The organism is Desulfopila sp. IMCC35006 (assembly GCF_005116645.1).
GTDB lineage: Bacteria > Desulfobacterota > Desulfobulbia > Desulfobulbales > Desulfocapsaceae > Desulforhopalus_A.
Genome location: NZ_SWCM01000010.1, coordinates 1 through 14,344, shown reverse-complemented (window position 1 = coordinate 14,344; position 14,344 = coordinate 1). Strand labels below are relative to the sequence as shown.

The window sequence follows — 14,344 nt, the reverse complement described above, 5'->3', positions numbered from 1 at the left end:
CGGCGAATCGCCGGGGACGAATGAATTATGTTGGATATTCTCAAACAATTCTCAGAGCAACTCATCTCCCCGGATCTCTTTATCAGAAAGAGGTATGCAACTTTTCAGCAACTGCTCGACTGCGACAGGAGATGTCACCGCCTGCTTGCCGACCTCGAAGATATTTACTACAACACCCGGCCGGTCGATATAAACCAGATACGTAGTCTCTACCGCGATTTTTCCGCCGATGTTCTGGCGATGCTCAACTGCCTCACAAAGCTTGCTCCCGGCCGGTATAAAAACCTGATCGATTACTATAAGAAAATCGATTTCTACGCCCGATTTGCCCTTGCTCCACCACCATGCGACATCAACCGACCCTACACCCTGCCAGTTGCAGCATCCCATGCAGATGACCGCCGGACAGGCGGCAAAGGTTTGCATTTATCACATCTGGCCGGCAATCTAGGTCTGCCGGTTCCCGATGGTTTTATTATTTCCACATCGGCCTTCAACGCATTGCTCGAATCGAATAATCTCCGGGCGAAAATCAACCGGGAACTTGCCCGAACGGATATACATTCTCTCACCTCGCTGCAGGAAACGGCGAATGCGCTCACTGCACTTGTCGGGGCTGCGAAAATTCCTGCCGATCTGGAACAGGAAATTAATACAGCGGTCTCTACCCTGGCCGCACAATATCCCGGGCAAAAATTTGCTGTTCGCTCCAGCGCGGTCGGCGAAGACTCATCACTGAGTTTTGCCGGACAGTATTGCTCTCTATTAAATATCGAAAAAGATTCACTCCTTACCGCTTACCGCCAGGTCCTGGTCGGGAAATATACCCCCGAGGCTATCCTCTACAGAATAATCAATGGCCTAGATGACGAAGAAACCCCCATGGCGGTTATCGTGCTCGTTATGGTAGAGGCTCGTCTAAGCGGTGTTGTGGCCACCGGCAATCCGGCGACCGCCGACGACACGACCATACTTGTGCACTCGGTTCGCGGTCTTGGTGATACCCTCATGGCGGGACAGGAGAGTGCGACCACCCAGGAGCTTCACCAGGTAGACGGGAGTACAGTCATCACCCGCCATTCTCCGGGCCGAGTGGCCGAAGAACTCTCCGATGAACAGATCCATGCGCTTGCCGGCTGGGCACAACAGATTACCGCATACTATGGAATACCTCAGGAAATTGAATGGAGCTGCGACACCGGCGACACCATGTATCTTTTGCAGGCCCGTCGCCTCTTGCTGGAGCGGAGCAAAACGGAAACAAAAGAGCCTGACCTGTCACAGCTTTCCCTGCTCTTTCAAAGCGGTGCCACCGCGGCACCGGGTATTGGCTGTGGGCCCGTCTGTCATCTGCCGGCACCTGACCAGTTGCAGACCATTGCCAACGGATCAATTCTGGTTTGTGACGTCACCCCGCCATCGCTGGTGACCCTGCTGCCCCGTCTTGCGGGGGTGATTGCCCGGTACGGCAGCACCGCCGATCATTTTTCCTCTGTGGCCAGGGAGTTCAGAATTCCTGTGCTGGTCCAGGCGGGAGAACACTGTCTGCACCTTACCAACGGCGAGCCGCTGACACTGTGGGCCGAAAAGCAGTCAGTATTTCGTGGCACCGTGAAACTTGCCGACGACACCTCAGGCCCAAACCAGCGAACCGGCAAGAGCCCCCTCTTTAACACCTTAAAGATGGTGATCGACTTTACATCACCTCTGGCCCTTATCGATCCAGCGAGTTCCGATTTTCGACCGGAAAACTGCCGCTCCCTGCACGATATTATCCGGTTTAGTCATGAAAAAGCGGTGCAGGCCATGTTTATCCACTCAACGGACAGTTTGTTGCGCAAACCAAAAGGCGTGCAGCTGCAGTCAGATATCCCTCTGCAGATGCATATCATTGACGTTGGCGGAGGACTGATGCGGGACACGGTTGACAGAGAGAAAATTACGATGGCCGACATCCGTTGCCTCCCCCTGAAGGCACTTTGGCAGGGATTATCTCATTCACAGGTACACTGGCGTGACCGGGCCCATTTTGACTGGCAAAGTTATGACTCTATTGCTTTAGCCGGCGGAGTTGCCACCAAAGGCGACGCATCCCTGGCCAGCTTTTGCCTCATTTCGACAGAATACCTCAATGTCAATATGCGTTTTGGCTATCATTTCACCCTGCTGGACAGCCTCTGCGGCGAGACTTCGGATGAAAATTATATCCTGCTCCGCTTTGCCGGTGGCGGTGGCAACAGCCTGGGCAAAGACCTCCGCCTCCTCTTTATCGCCAAGGTCCTGACCAAGCTCAATTTCACCTGTGAGCAAACTGGCGAGTTGCTCGATGCCCGTCTTATGCGGTATGATAAGAATATAACCGCCGCCCGTCTGGATCAGGTGGGTCGACTGCTCGGGGCCGTGCGGCTGCTGGACATGGTGCTGACGCATGAACACATGATAGAGCCAATGGTTGATGCATTTTTTCAGGGGAAATATGACTTTTCAAACGAATAGGAAGAACTGATGGGCGCTTATCTTCTCACCTGGGTGACCAAGAACCTGGCGGTCGGCGCCGCGCCGATGTCTTATGATGAACTGGCAAACCTCAAGGAGCAGGGCATCGGGGCCATCGTCAATCTCTGCGGCGAATTCAGCGACCTGCACACGATCGAAAAAGATGCTGGATTCGAGGTTTTCTGGCTGCCCATTCCGGACGAAACCGCGCCCAAGATGGAGGCCATGGAAAAGGGGCTCGAATGGCTCGATGAGGCAATCTATCTCGGCAAAAAAGTTCTCGTCCACTGTCACCACGGCATCGGCAGAACCGGCACCTTCGTCACCGCGTATCTGTTGCGCCGCGGTTTAGGGATGAAAAAAGCCGGTAAGGTGCTGAAACCCACCAGAGCCAACCCAACCAATTTCTCTCAATGGTGGCTCCTGCGAAAATTTGGTAAAAAAGAAGGTCAGCTGACCCTCAGTGAGCCGACTCCGGAAAACAGAAACAGCGTTGATCTCAGCGAATTCTATACCCGGTATGAACGACTCCTGGAGAAAATAGACGCACTCACCGCCCCGCCATCTCCGGAATGCTGTGCCAAGACCGGTTCTGAACCGTGCACCAGGACTTTTTCGCTTGAGCTCATTGAAGCGCTCTACTTAAACAATAAGGTGAACATCACTCTCTCGGCCGAACAGAGAAAAGAGGTTATCAACCTGGCAAAAGGCATTGCGACGAATTCACCGGGAGAAGATTCGGCATCAGACAATGACGACGCCATTGCCCTAGATGATGATTTCGTCAAAGAAACTGCACCGGATAAACGGAGCTCTGGCTGTCCTTTGAATCAGAATAATACCTGTCTGCTCCATAAATCCAGACCCGTTCATTGTCGACTCAAAGGGTTTTCCCCAGACACCGAGAGTCTTGCCGCAATCGATTTGGAACTGGCCCAACTCTCCCGAGAGGTGTACCAGGCTCTTTTTGGTCAGGAAGCCGACCAGCCCCCCCCGGCAGTGAGTTTTTCCGACAGTGTCTCCGGGAAATTTATCCAGCAGTATTTTCAATATCTGACCACCAGGAAAGCCCCCGATGAAAAGCCCTGAAACCCTTAACAATGGGGACGGTCGCAAACTGGTGATGATCGTTGATGACGAACCCGACATGCTGTCCATGCTGCGGCTGGTCATCGAAAAGAAATGCAGCTGCGATGTTATTTCCGCAAGGTCCGGACTCGCGGCCCTGGAGCAACTGCAGAAATACCGGCCAGAGGTTGTTTTAAGCGACATCAAGATGCCGGACCTGGACGGATTGGAACTGCTTAAAAGAATCCAGCACCATGATGCGACAATCTCTGTCGTGATCATGACCGGCTACGGTACCATCGACATGGCTGTCCAGGCCTTAAAAGATGGCGCCTATGACTTTCTGCAAAAGCCCTTTGACAAGGACCATATCGTCAGGGTGATCCGCAACGGTCTTGAACGGACTGCCTTAATGCGGGTCAACGATCAACTCCGCGAGAGACTGAACGACCTGGCGCAGCCGGAGGGGTTTATCGGCCAGAGCCCGGCCCTCAAACGAGTACTGGACCTCCTGTCTCGAGTTGCCGATACCGATGCCACGGTGTTGATCCGCGGAGAAAGCGGTACCGGTAAAGAGCTTGCCGCACGGGCCCTGCATAACCTGAGCAACCGCAAAAAACGGCAGATGATCACCGTCAACTGCCCAGCTCTGCCGGAAAACGTTCTCGAGAGTGAACTGTTCGGCTACAGCAAGGGAGCTTTTACCGGGGCAATGCAGGATAAAAAGGGCCTTTTTCTCGAGGCCAACTCCTCAACCATACTTCTTGACGAGATTGCCGATATCCCGGTTTCCATTCAGACCAAATTGCTTCGGGTCCTGCAGGAAAAGGAAATTCAGCCCCTGGGGCAGAATAAGACGATGAAGGTCGATGTCCGGGTTGTCGCCTCCACCAATCAGGATCTGGAGGCTAAAATTCGCATCGGGGAATTCCGGGAAGATCTGTTCTATCGCCTCAATGTCGTCAGCGCGTTCATGCCGAGCCTTGAGGAGATAAGAGAAGATATCCCGCTGCTCGTACACCATTTCCTGGCCCAGTTCAAACGCCAATACGACCGGGAGAACCTTGTCCTCTCCCCCGATGTACTTCAGCATCTCTGTCAGCGGAAATGGCCGGGGAATGTGCGGGAACTGCAGAACAATATTAAAAGAATCGTCCTGCTTGCCGTCGGGGATCGTGTCAACCTTGCCGATATCAGCGCTCCGGACAACAAGAACAAACTGGCCGCAACCAATAATTTTGACAGTCTCTTCACCGCTGACTACAACGATGCCAAGGCGGAAATTGTCAGTCGGTTTTCAATTGACTATCTGCACAATCTGCTCACCAGGCACGAGGGTAATGTGACCAATGCGGCGGCCGGATGCGGACTGGAACGGCAGGCACTGCAGCGGATCATGCGCCGCTACGGCGTTGTTTCCACCGATTTCAAGGCGAAGTAACCTCAACAGTATATGTGAGGCAACTTTCAGGAATGGCGACGCCAGCCGTGCAGACCCCAGACCAGAGACAGCAGCCCAAGCACGGTAAAACCGGCCGATGTCCAGGCAACTGCGGTGATGCCGCCAAATTGCCAGAGAGCGCCGCCGATGAGCACACCGGTCATCCGGCCGATACCGGAAGTGGCGTAGAAACCGGACATCATCGTCGCCCGGGCCCTGGGCATCAACTCGGTACTGAGGGAAAAGCTGGTGACCATGGTAAATTCGAACGCCAGAAAGACACAGAACACGCCCGTCATCGCCAGAGGCAAGGTCCGACCGATAAAGGGCAGAAGCAGATACGCACAAATTGCCAGGCTCAGTCCGGAAATAATCGCCCTTTTCAAGCCCAGCCGATCGCCAAACATCGCGGTCAATGACTCACCTGTCAGTTCGGCAGCGCCGATTGCCACGGTACTGAATCCAAGCGCGACGAGACTGACGTGAAACTCCTGTTCAAACCATGCGCCATAGATAACGAATAAACTGTCATTGGCAATGGAGATCCAAAAACCGAAAGCTAGCATGCCTGCGGCCGGACGGACCCGCAGAAGTTGTTTGAGGGAGCTCAGCAGAGGCACCCGCTCTTGTTTTGATCCAGTACCTGGCTCGTCCGGGGGGATCACCCGGACGATAGATATCCAGCCGATACTTCCGAGAAATGCCAGAATAAAAAATGAGTTACTGAGCCCAACATGGCCAAGAATAAGGCCAAGGGCCGGGATGCCGACCAGAGTGCTGCCCGCCCAGGCAGTTTCCACGGCACCTATCACCCTGGCCCGATGAGTAAAAGGAACATTTCGACCGATAAAAGCCTGGATCGCAGGGTCAAATACAGTTTTGCCAAAACTCGCCACGACCAGACCGATAAACACCGGCCAGTAACTCGGCAAAAGTCCGCACAGCAGCATACCCCCGGCAAGCAGAGCAAGACCGGTCCGCATCATAAAGCGATAACCGATCCTATCCGCCAGCGGACCAGTAAACAGGCCCAGCAGGGAAGTAATCTGGCTGGTGGCGATGATCGAGGTTATTGCCGCCAGCGGTACATCAAGTCCCCTGCTGAGAGCCGGAGCAAAAGGATATATAAAGCGCCTGCCCGTATTCAGTAAGAGCCTGAAAAAGGTTACCGCAACTATCTGCCGGACAAGAGGAGATGTCATTTCGGGGCAGGCTTATCGAAAACACGCAGGTCTTCTGATGGCGGACATTTGGTCAATCTGGGCATCGAGGTCCTTTTCTAACGGGAAAATGAAGATGTATCTGTCTTGATTACAACCAGGGTTATATCATCGTTTTGCGGTGTTTCCCCTCTGAATGCATTAATTTGTTCAGTGATTTTGCTGAGTATCGCATCCGGCGGCAAGTCACTGTTGGCAGCAAGCAGCCGGCCGATACGATCTTTACCGAATTGCTCCCCGGTTTCATTTTCAACATCCCAGGCGCCATCACTGCCGATAAGGATGAGTTGCTCTTCTTCTGGAACCGACAGTTCGTTGCATGCAAAACGGTAATCGGCATCAACCCCCAAAGCTAATCCATTTCCTTTGAGCTCAGAAAATTGTCGACTGCCTGGGAAATAAACGATGGCCGGATCATGACCTCCCCGGACCCAGCGCATGGTGTTTTCCATTCGATCAATTTCCAGATAAAACAGAGTGACAAAATTCCCGGATATGCTTGTATCCCTGCACAAAAGCCTATTGACATCATTTATTTTTTCGTTGAGGCGGCCCGGCTGAAAAACCCGGCAACGAAGAAGCGCGCGCACCGTGGTCATCAGCAAAGCTGCACCAATCCCGTGGCCAACCACATCTCCCACAGCCACCCCGACTTTTTGGTCGTTACCGGGAAAGGTCATTATATCGAAATAGTCCCCTCCCGTTTCATCACAATACAGACTTACGCCTCCTGCGACAATACCATCTGCCGAAAATCCCTCGCTGGGCAAAAGATTCTGCTGCACTTCTCTGGCCACATTTATGGCAGCTTTCATGGTCAGGCGCTGTTTGAGCTGACTCGTCATTTTGTTAAAACTGCGGGTCAACTCTCCGACTTCATCCTTGCCGGTCATCGTCAGAGGGGGACCAAATTTGCCCCTGGCCAGATCATCGGCTGCGGCAGAAATTTTTTGTATGCGGATTGTTAAACGATTTGTCGTCTGCCGGATAAATATCAAAATAAGCAGAATTCCGACGGTCACTGTAAGGAAATAAACAATTTTAAACCGGATGACAGGCTGGAGTACTTTTGCACCAGGGGCCATGATCACTATTGTCCATGGAGCTTCAGTCAGATGATAGAAGCCGCTGATCTCTTCAGGCGGAGATCCCGGGCCGAAAACTGTACCGGAGTTATTCAGCCGAATCGCCGCCAGGGTTTTTTTTTCGAGTTCGTTGACCGTACCGAAAATACGCATGGGGTAATAATCTTCGAGTTCCAACCGGGTCGCAGTGCTGGTCAGCACATTCCCTTCGCTGTCGAGTAAATACGCCTTATTGCTTTTCCACCAGGACGCATTGACAATCTGGTCAATTAATTGATCAAAGGAAATAATTACCTCCACCCGCCCGACAACCAAGTCATCTTTGTCATTAATCGCGGAAATCAGCGACACGGTTCGGTTGTGCGATTGGCTGTTATATCTGGGCGTACCAATTTCAAAGCGCTCCAGGCGATATCCGTGCATCATCCCCATTGCCGATTGTGTTCTCATAGGGGATATATTTTTTTTCACGATATCGTTGGTCGGCCAGTCGACCTTTACCCCGACGACTCCCTTGAGTTCCTTTATTTGCCCGATGATATGATTAAATATTGTTCGATTGACATCCCCCGCTTCAACACTCTGCAGTAAGAAAAGAAGATCCTTCGGCCTTCTGAGTTCCATATCGATGAAATGAGCCGTTCGCTGCAATTTTGCCACGGCAGTCTCTCCCCACTGGTTCAGGAGGATATTCCGGACAAATAAAAATCCACCGACCGAAAGCGTCATCAACAGCAGGAGGGTCGGGGTCAGAATATAGAGTAAGGTCCTCTGCTGCAGACTTCTGGGTTGAAATAGCATCATATCTAGGACAACCGGTTCTTGAAATCTTCATAGCCAAAGGATCGGACACACTCGTAGCGGTCCTCCTCCGGCTCGTAGAGATAAATGGATGGCAAGCCCACCCCGTTGAACGTGTTATTCTTGACCATGGTATAAATGGCCATATCACTGAAAACCAGGCGGTCTCCCACCGCCAGAGGTCGATCAAAAGAATAGCTTCCCGCCACGTCCCCGGCCAGGCAGGAAAGTCCGCCGATCCGGTAGGAATATTTTTTTTCACCTTCCCCGCCGGAATCAATGATATGCGGACGATAGGGCATTTCCAGGACATCCGGCATATGGGCCGGCACCGAGCTGTCCATGATGGCAATGGCCATATCCGCCTTGGTCAGATCGAGAACCGTGCTCACCAGATAACCGCAGTTGAGTGCTACCGCCTCCCCCGGTTCCAGATAAACCTGCACGCCCCATCTTTCTTTAAAAGAATTGATGACCCGAACCAGCCGGGCAAGGTCATAACCGGGCCTGGTGATATGATGCCCTCCGCCGAAATTAACATAGCGCATCCGGGGTATCAGATCGCCAAACCGCTCCTCCACTGCGCGCACGGTCCGTTCGAGGCAATCCGCATCCTGTTCGCACAGGTTATGCCAGTGCAGGCCGCGCACTTGAGCCAGAAGTTCCTCCTGGAGCTGTTCCCGCCTGATGCCCAGACGTGAGCCCGGAGCACAGGGATCATACATTGCCACCGCCCCCTCGCTGTGTTCTGGGTTGATGCGGATACCAAGTTCAATTTTTTTACCCGATCCGGCTGCGTGTGCCATGATCATCGGCACAAACCTTTCAAGCTGCGCACAGGAATTGAACAGAATATGATCGGAAGTGCGGCAGATATCTTCCATATCCGCCTGAGAATAGGCTGCCCCAAAGGTATGCACTTCTTTGCCGAATTCCTCAAACCCGAGCCGGGCCTCATGGGGAGAGCTGGCGCAGACCCCGTCCAGCGTTTCTGCAAGAAGCGGAAACAGGCGGTGCATGGCAAAGCATTTCAGGGCCAGTAGAATCTTGCAGCCCGTTTGCGCCTTGACATCGGCCAGAATCTGCAAATTGCCGCGCAGCAGGCCGACATCGACCACATAGCAGGGGGTCCTCAGCCGAGTTGGATCAAAACGGTACTGGGAATAGCCGTCCATCACAGTTCAATCGCGGTCCAGGGCAGACCGTAACGGTTGAGTGCATCCATAAACGGATCGGGATCAAGCTGTTCCATATGCCAGACTCCAGGTTGGTGCCAGGTTTTTTCCAGCATCAGTTTGGCACCGATCATCGCCGGCACCCCCGTTGTATAGCTGATCGCCTGGGAGCCGACTTCCCGGTATGCCTCTTCGTGGCTGCAGATATTATAAATGTAGAGCTTTTTCACCTTGCCGTCTTTTATGCCTTTCAGCACACAGCCGATACAGGTTTTCCCTTTGGTGAGTGGCCCGAGCGATGACGGTTCCGGCAAAACCTTTTTCAGAAACTGGATGGGAACAATCTGCTGTCCGCCAAAATCAACCGGATCAATCCGGGTCATCCCGACATTTTCCAGGACCCGCAGATGGGTGAGATACTGCTCGCCAAAGGTCATCCAGAACCGGGCCCGTTTCAGTCCCCGCAGGTGTATGACCAGGGATTCCAGTTCTTCATGGTACATCAGATAACATTTTTTTGGCCCGATCCCTTCCGGGAAAGTATAGTTCATCGACCAGGAGAGCGGATCGGTCTCCACCCACTCCCCATGTTCCCAGTAGCGGCCACGCTGGGTGATCTCGCGAATATTTATTTCCGGGTTGAAATTGGTGGCGAAATGCTGGCCGTGGTCCCCGGCATTACAGTCGATGATATCCAGTTCGTGGATCTCATCAAAATGGTGCTTCTGCGCCCAGGCGCAGAAGACATTGGTCACCCCCGGATCAAACCCGGATCCGAGAAGCGCCATGAGTCCGGCCTTTGCAAAGCGGTCCCGGTACGCCCACTGCCACTTATACTCAAACTTAGCCTCATCAGGCGGCTCGTAGTTGGCCGTATCCAGATAGTCTGTACCGGTTGCCAGACAGGCATCCATCAACGCCAGATCCTGATACGGCAGGGCCAGATTAATCAGCAGATCGGGCTGCACTTCCTGCAGCAGGGAAACCGTCTCAGGTACATTATCTGCATCGAGTTGCCGGACCTCGATTGATCTGCCGGTCCGCTCTTTGATGCTTGCGGCGATCGCCTTGCATTTCGCGAGGGTTCTACTGGCGATCACTATTTCAGAAAAACTGTCCGCAAGAAAAGCACATTTATGTGCTGTAACGCCGGCAACTCCGCCCGCGCCGACAATTAACACCTTCGACATCGTAACCTCCTTAAAATATTACAAAATACAGTCACCAGCAACTCTCCTGCGATAACAGGACTGAACCGTGCTGAATCGTTTGGCAGATTTAAAAAACTTTTTTTACCTTGAGATTAGTAAATAATCACCATGCCATATATAATCTACTGAACAACTCATGGTCCAAGAAAATCTGGACAATTATTCTCCTCATCCGGCTAAGGACCATGTGGAATGAAAGAGTTGTTGGAGAATATCAGTGCCTTGCTGATTTGTTGGGCCCGGTTATGCATGCGCAGCGTCGCTGGCCTCTGTTATATAGTTAAAAAGAGCATTCATGTTGCCTGCCAGCGTAATTCGGTCTATTTTTTTTGGTACTACCCTTTCTTCATTTAGAAGACTTGCGCTGTTCTTTTCTCTGTCTGTCTGTCTCTTTGGCATAGGCGAGGGCAGAAATTTATTCACCCTGCCGGATGAACTTCTCAAATCAGTAGAATCACAATACGGGGAATTTGCAAAGCGTCGCTTGTTGTCATGGCAAGCTCTTATCCGCGATGATTCCAGTACTTCCGACATAGAAAAACTTAACAAAGTAAATCAGTTCTTTAACCAGGTACAATTCATTGCTGATACTATCCACTGGGGAAAAGTTGATTACTGGGCTACACCTGTTGAATTTTTATCCACAGGCGGGGGAGACTGTGAAGATTTTTCCCTGGCCAAATACTTTACTCTCAAGGCTCTGGGAGTCGCAGAGAGCAAGCTAAACATGACCTACGTCAAGGCCTTACAATTAAACCAGGCGCATATGGTCGTCACCTATTATGCTACACCCGGTGCTGTGCCATTGGTCCTTGATAATCTTGTCGCTGACATCCAACCAGCAACAAACAGAAAAGATCTCATACCCGTTTACAGTTTTAACGGTTCAGGGCTCTGGCTTGCCAAATCTCGTGGCAAGGGACAAAAGGTAGGCAGCAGCGACCGACTCAAACGATGGCAGGATCTTCTTGCCAGAATGCCGGATGGAATGAACTGATTCGAAGGATATTTCCCTATGACACTCTTCAGACAGCTACTCATATTTACCCTGATTCTTTTTGTGATGCTTTTTGCCGGTATCTGGATTGAAAAATTACAGAGTACCCGCTCATTTCTGACCACCCAATTAGAATCCCACGCCCAGGATACGGCGACTTCACTTGGACTGTCACTGTCCCCATTCATGGCGAAAAATGATATCGCAACAGTAGATACCATGATCAATGCCCTCTTTGACAGAGGGTATTACAACGTCATCAGGTTGCGCGACATGCAGGGTAAAATAATTACCGAACGAGTCCTGAATATCGAAATCGCAGGCGTACCTGATTGGTTTGTCAATCTTGTCTCGATAAAATCCCCAAGCGCCGAATCTCTGGTAATGGCCGGATGGAATCAGGCGGGAAAATTGTATGTGGAGAGTCATCCTGGGTATGCCTACCTCTCTATGTGGGAGACGATGTTACAAACAAGTATCTCTTTCATATTGGCCGGCTCAACCGTTCTTATTCTAGGCGGTCTTGGTCTACGTCTGTTGCTCAAACCGCTCAAACGTGTTGAACTCCAGGCAGAAGCCATCTGCCGCAAGGAGTATCAGATACAGGATACATTGCCTAAAACCCGGGAACTACGCCAGGTTGTTGATTCAATGAATCGAATGACAACGCAGGTACGGGATATGTTCTCGAGACAGGCAAAAACGGCTGAACGTCTGCGCCGCAAGGCCTACAGTGATCAATTAACCGGGCTCGGAAATCGACGACATATGACAGTTCAGGTTGAAACACGCCTGGAAGCGGTAAAAGGGGCAGTACACGGAGCGCTTTTAATGCTTCAGGTTGACAACCTGCAGAAAGTCAATGAACTCGGAGGGTTTGCTGCAGGCGATGCCCTCCTGAAAAAAATCGCCGATATTCTCAAGCAGGAAACAAACCGTTTCGGAGATGTTACTCTGGCCAGGCTAACGGGAGGCGATTTTGCAATATTTATCTCAGATATAAGCTCTGCCGAAGCCTATAATATTGCCGAAAACCTCAGTCAGAAAGTGACCCGCTTAGCGGTGGAAAATATAAGCCACTCAGATAACCTTGCGCATATTGGTGGGGTCATCTATAAGCATGTCCCAACGCTGCCCAAACTCCTCTCTGAGGCCGACAATGCACTCCAGGCAGCCCGCCAGAAAGGGCCGAACAAATGGACTGTCAACATCCTTCCTTCTGGAGAAGATAGTATCGTAAAAGGCAAGACATGGTGGAAGGACACCCTCGAAAGAGTATTAGAAAAAGGCGACATCATCATCTTTAGTCAGCCTGTCATGAACAGTGAAGACCGTACACTGGTACTGCATCAGGAATTACTTTCACGTATCGCCCTGGAACCAGGAGAAATTGTCAATGCCGATATTTTCGTGCCACTGGCTGAGCGATTACAGCTGATTGCAAAACTTGATAAGGTGGTGCTCGACAAAGTCTTTGAGCAAAAACAGACGATGACAAATTTAAAGACTGTGGCGGTAAATGTTTCTCCTTCATCACTCAAAGACCCTGTTTTTGTCGAGTGGATACTTACTGAGTTACGGAAATTTCCTCAGAATTTACCGCATATCATTTTCGAATTTCCAGAGTTTGGTGCTGTTCAGTATCTCAATGAAGTGAAAGCATTCTCAGGTAAAGTCCAGAGCCTGGGACATGCCATTGGACTTGACCACTTTGGTCAGAGTTTCGCCAATTTTGGCTATCTAAAATCTCTCCGACCGGAATATGTGAAGATAGACCGGGCCTTTACCAGAGAGTTGGAGCATGATCAGGGTGACAGTGAGTTTTTTATCGGAGCGCTCTGTGGAGTCGCTCACAGTCTCGGCATTCGGGTAATTGCCGAGGGCGTTGAGAGAGATGAGCAAATCGACATGCTTTTGGAGCTGAACGTTGATGCACTGCAAGGCTATATATTTGGTCTACCGAAGCAGATATAAACTGACCAACCAACCTTCTTTCCCTCTTTCAGGTTAAAATTGTACCTTAGTACAATTCATTTATTATAAAATTAATTATAGAATGGTCTTTAGAAGTGATGAAAAGACCGATTTTTACGTATGTTTTTATCTCGAAGATCTTCTAGCAGAGAGCAATACTGACAGTACGCAGGTTGCAATATAATAAGGTATAAATTCAAGGATATATCATGGCTCAATCCGGGAAAATCCAAGCAATAACTGGTCTTGTAACTGCACGTACTCAAGAGGGTCAGGTTCGAGAACTCCATGTCGGCGATATTGTCTACGATAATGAAATTATTGCAACATCGACTGGGGCCAGTGTCTCAATCATCCAAGAAGATGGACAAATTATTACGTTGGCAGAAAGCGACCAGATCCTGCTTGATGAATCAGTAAATGGCACCATTGCCCCAACTGATGCAGTTATTCAGGAAGTAGCTGAGCTGCAGGCAGCAATTGTTCAAGCTGTTGAAAACAATACCGACATTGACGACCTGCTGGATGACCCTGCCGCAGGTGGGCTGATTGATTCTTATGATTTCAGAAGTGGGTACCATGAAGGCGATACAACCAAAGGTGATGTTGGAACATACTTACTTGATCCCGACAACAACAGAAACACACAAGAGTACGAACAGTTTGTTGGCGATCTGGTGGATAAGGCCGGTAATATCTCCGAGCCGGCAAGTGATTCCGCCATCATGGGCGATACAACTCCTACTTCCGCACCTACTGTACTTATTTCCGAAGATACCAATAATGACGGCACGATCGCACATTCCGAGATTGACGGAACGGTTGGCGTAAAAATAACTGCGCCTGCGGATGCGGTGATCGATGATATCCTGCGCG

Annotated in this window: 9 protein-coding genes and 1 pseudogene; 6 read left to right on the top strand and 4 right to left on the bottom strand. The window is 50.9% G+C overall.

Going from position 1 to position 14,344, the window contains the following annotated elements:
* Positions 1-27: 27 nt before the first annotated feature.
* Genes FCL47_RS16150 through FCL47_RS16140 form a run of 3 tightly spaced genes read left to right on the top strand, consistent with a single transcriptional unit; the run spans position 28 to position 5,005 of the window.
* The gene (locus FCL47_RS16150; RefSeq protein WP_136814567.1) at positions 28-2,496 is read left to right on the top strand and encodes a PEP/pyruvate-binding domain-containing protein; all 2,469 of its coding nucleotides are present in this window, start codon (positions 28-30) and stop codon (positions 2,494-2,496) included.
* A gap of 9 nt (positions 2,497-2,505) precedes the next feature.
* Positions 2,506-3,585 (top strand): dual specificity protein phosphatase family protein, encoded by a 1,080-nt coding sequence (locus tag FCL47_RS16145; protein ID WP_136814566.1) that lies wholly within the window; start codon positions 2,506-2,508, stop codon positions 3,583-3,585.
* Entirely contained in the window at positions 3,572-5,005 is a 1,434-nt protein-coding gene (locus tag FCL47_RS16140) for a sigma-54 dependent transcriptional regulator (RefSeq protein WP_136814565.1), read from the top strand. The genes FCL47_RS16145 and FCL47_RS16140 overlap by 14 nt, the downstream gene beginning before the upstream one ends.
* 26 nt (positions 5,006-5,031) lie before the next feature.
* On the opposite strand, the gene FCL47_RS16135 is transcribed toward FCL47_RS16140, so the two are convergent.
* From FCL47_RS16135 to FCL47_RS16120, 4 genes and pseudogenes are all read right to left on the bottom strand, one after another.
* Complete coding sequence (locus tag FCL47_RS16135; RefSeq protein WP_136814564.1) at positions 5,032-6,207, bottom strand: MFS transporter; 1,176 nt, start codon at positions 6,205-6,207, stop codon at positions 5,032-5,034.
* Positions 6,208-6,284: 77 nt separating this feature from the next.
* Complete coding sequence (locus FCL47_RS16130) at positions 6,285-8,114, bottom strand: SpoIIE family protein phosphatase (RefSeq protein ID WP_136814563.1); 1,830 nt, start codon at positions 8,112-8,114, stop codon at positions 6,285-6,287.
* 2 nt (positions 8,115-8,116) lie between these two features.
* A complete protein-coding gene (nspC, locus tag FCL47_RS16125) occupies positions 8,117-9,286 on the bottom strand; it encodes a carboxynorspermidine decarboxylase (protein ID WP_136814562.1) in 1,170 nt (389 codons plus the stop codon).
* Positions 9,286-10,479 (bottom strand): annotated as a pseudogene (locus tag FCL47_RS16120) (saccharopine dehydrogenase C-terminal domain-containing protein); the annotation flags it as partial. The gene nspC and the pseudogene FCL47_RS16120, both read right to left, overlap by 1 nt.
* Positions 10,480-10,792: 313 nt before the next feature.
* On the opposite strand from FCL47_RS16120, the gene FCL47_RS16115 reads away from it, so the two are divergent.
* From FCL47_RS16115 to FCL47_RS16105, 3 genes are all read left to right on the top strand, one after another.
* The gene (locus tag FCL47_RS16115) at positions 10,793-11,494 is read left to right on the top strand and encodes a transglutaminase-like cysteine peptidase (RefSeq protein WP_136814560.1); all 702 of its coding nucleotides are present in this window, start codon (positions 10,793-10,795) and stop codon (positions 11,492-11,494) included.
* An 18-nt stretch (positions 11,495-11,512) separates the two neighbouring features.
* The gene (locus tag FCL47_RS16110) at positions 11,513-13,468 is read left to right on the top strand and encodes an EAL domain-containing protein (RefSeq protein ID WP_136814559.1); all 1,956 of its coding nucleotides are present in this window, start codon (positions 11,513-11,515) and stop codon (positions 13,466-13,468) included.
* 209 nt (positions 13,469-13,677) lie between these two features.
* A partial coding sequence (locus tag FCL47_RS16105; RefSeq protein WP_136814558.1) for a retention module-containing protein occupies positions 13,678-14,344 on the top strand: 667 nt, incomplete at its 3' end.

Coding starts and splice junctions, on each gene's coding strand:
- FCL47_RS16150 (WP_136814567.1), top strand. CDS start 28: ATGTTGGATATTCTCAAACAATTCTCAGAGCAACTCATCTCCCCGGAT.
- FCL47_RS16145 (WP_136814566.1), top strand. CDS start 2,506: ATGGGCGCTTATCTTCTCACCTGGGTGACCAAGAACCTGGCGGTCGGC.
- FCL47_RS16140 (WP_136814565.1), top strand. CDS start 3,572: ATGAAAAGCCCTGAAACCCTTAACAATGGGGACGGTCGCAAACTGGTG.
- FCL47_RS16135 (WP_136814564.1), bottom strand. CDS start 6,207: ATGACATCTCCTCTTGTCCGGCAGATAGTTGCGGTAACCTTTTTCAGG.
- FCL47_RS16130 (WP_136814563.1), bottom strand. CDS start 8,114: ATGATGCTATTTCAACCCAGAAGTCTGCAGCAGAGGACCTTACTCTAT.
- nspC (WP_136814562.1), bottom strand. CDS start 9,286: ATGGACGGCTATTCCCAGTACCGTTTTGATCCAACTCGGCTGAGGACC.
- FCL47_RS16115 (WP_136814560.1), top strand. CDS start 10,793: ATGTTGCCTGCCAGCGTAATTCGGTCTATTTTTTTTGGTACTACCCTT.
- FCL47_RS16110 (WP_136814559.1), top strand. CDS start 11,513: ATGACACTCTTCAGACAGCTACTCATATTTACCCTGATTCTTTTTGTG.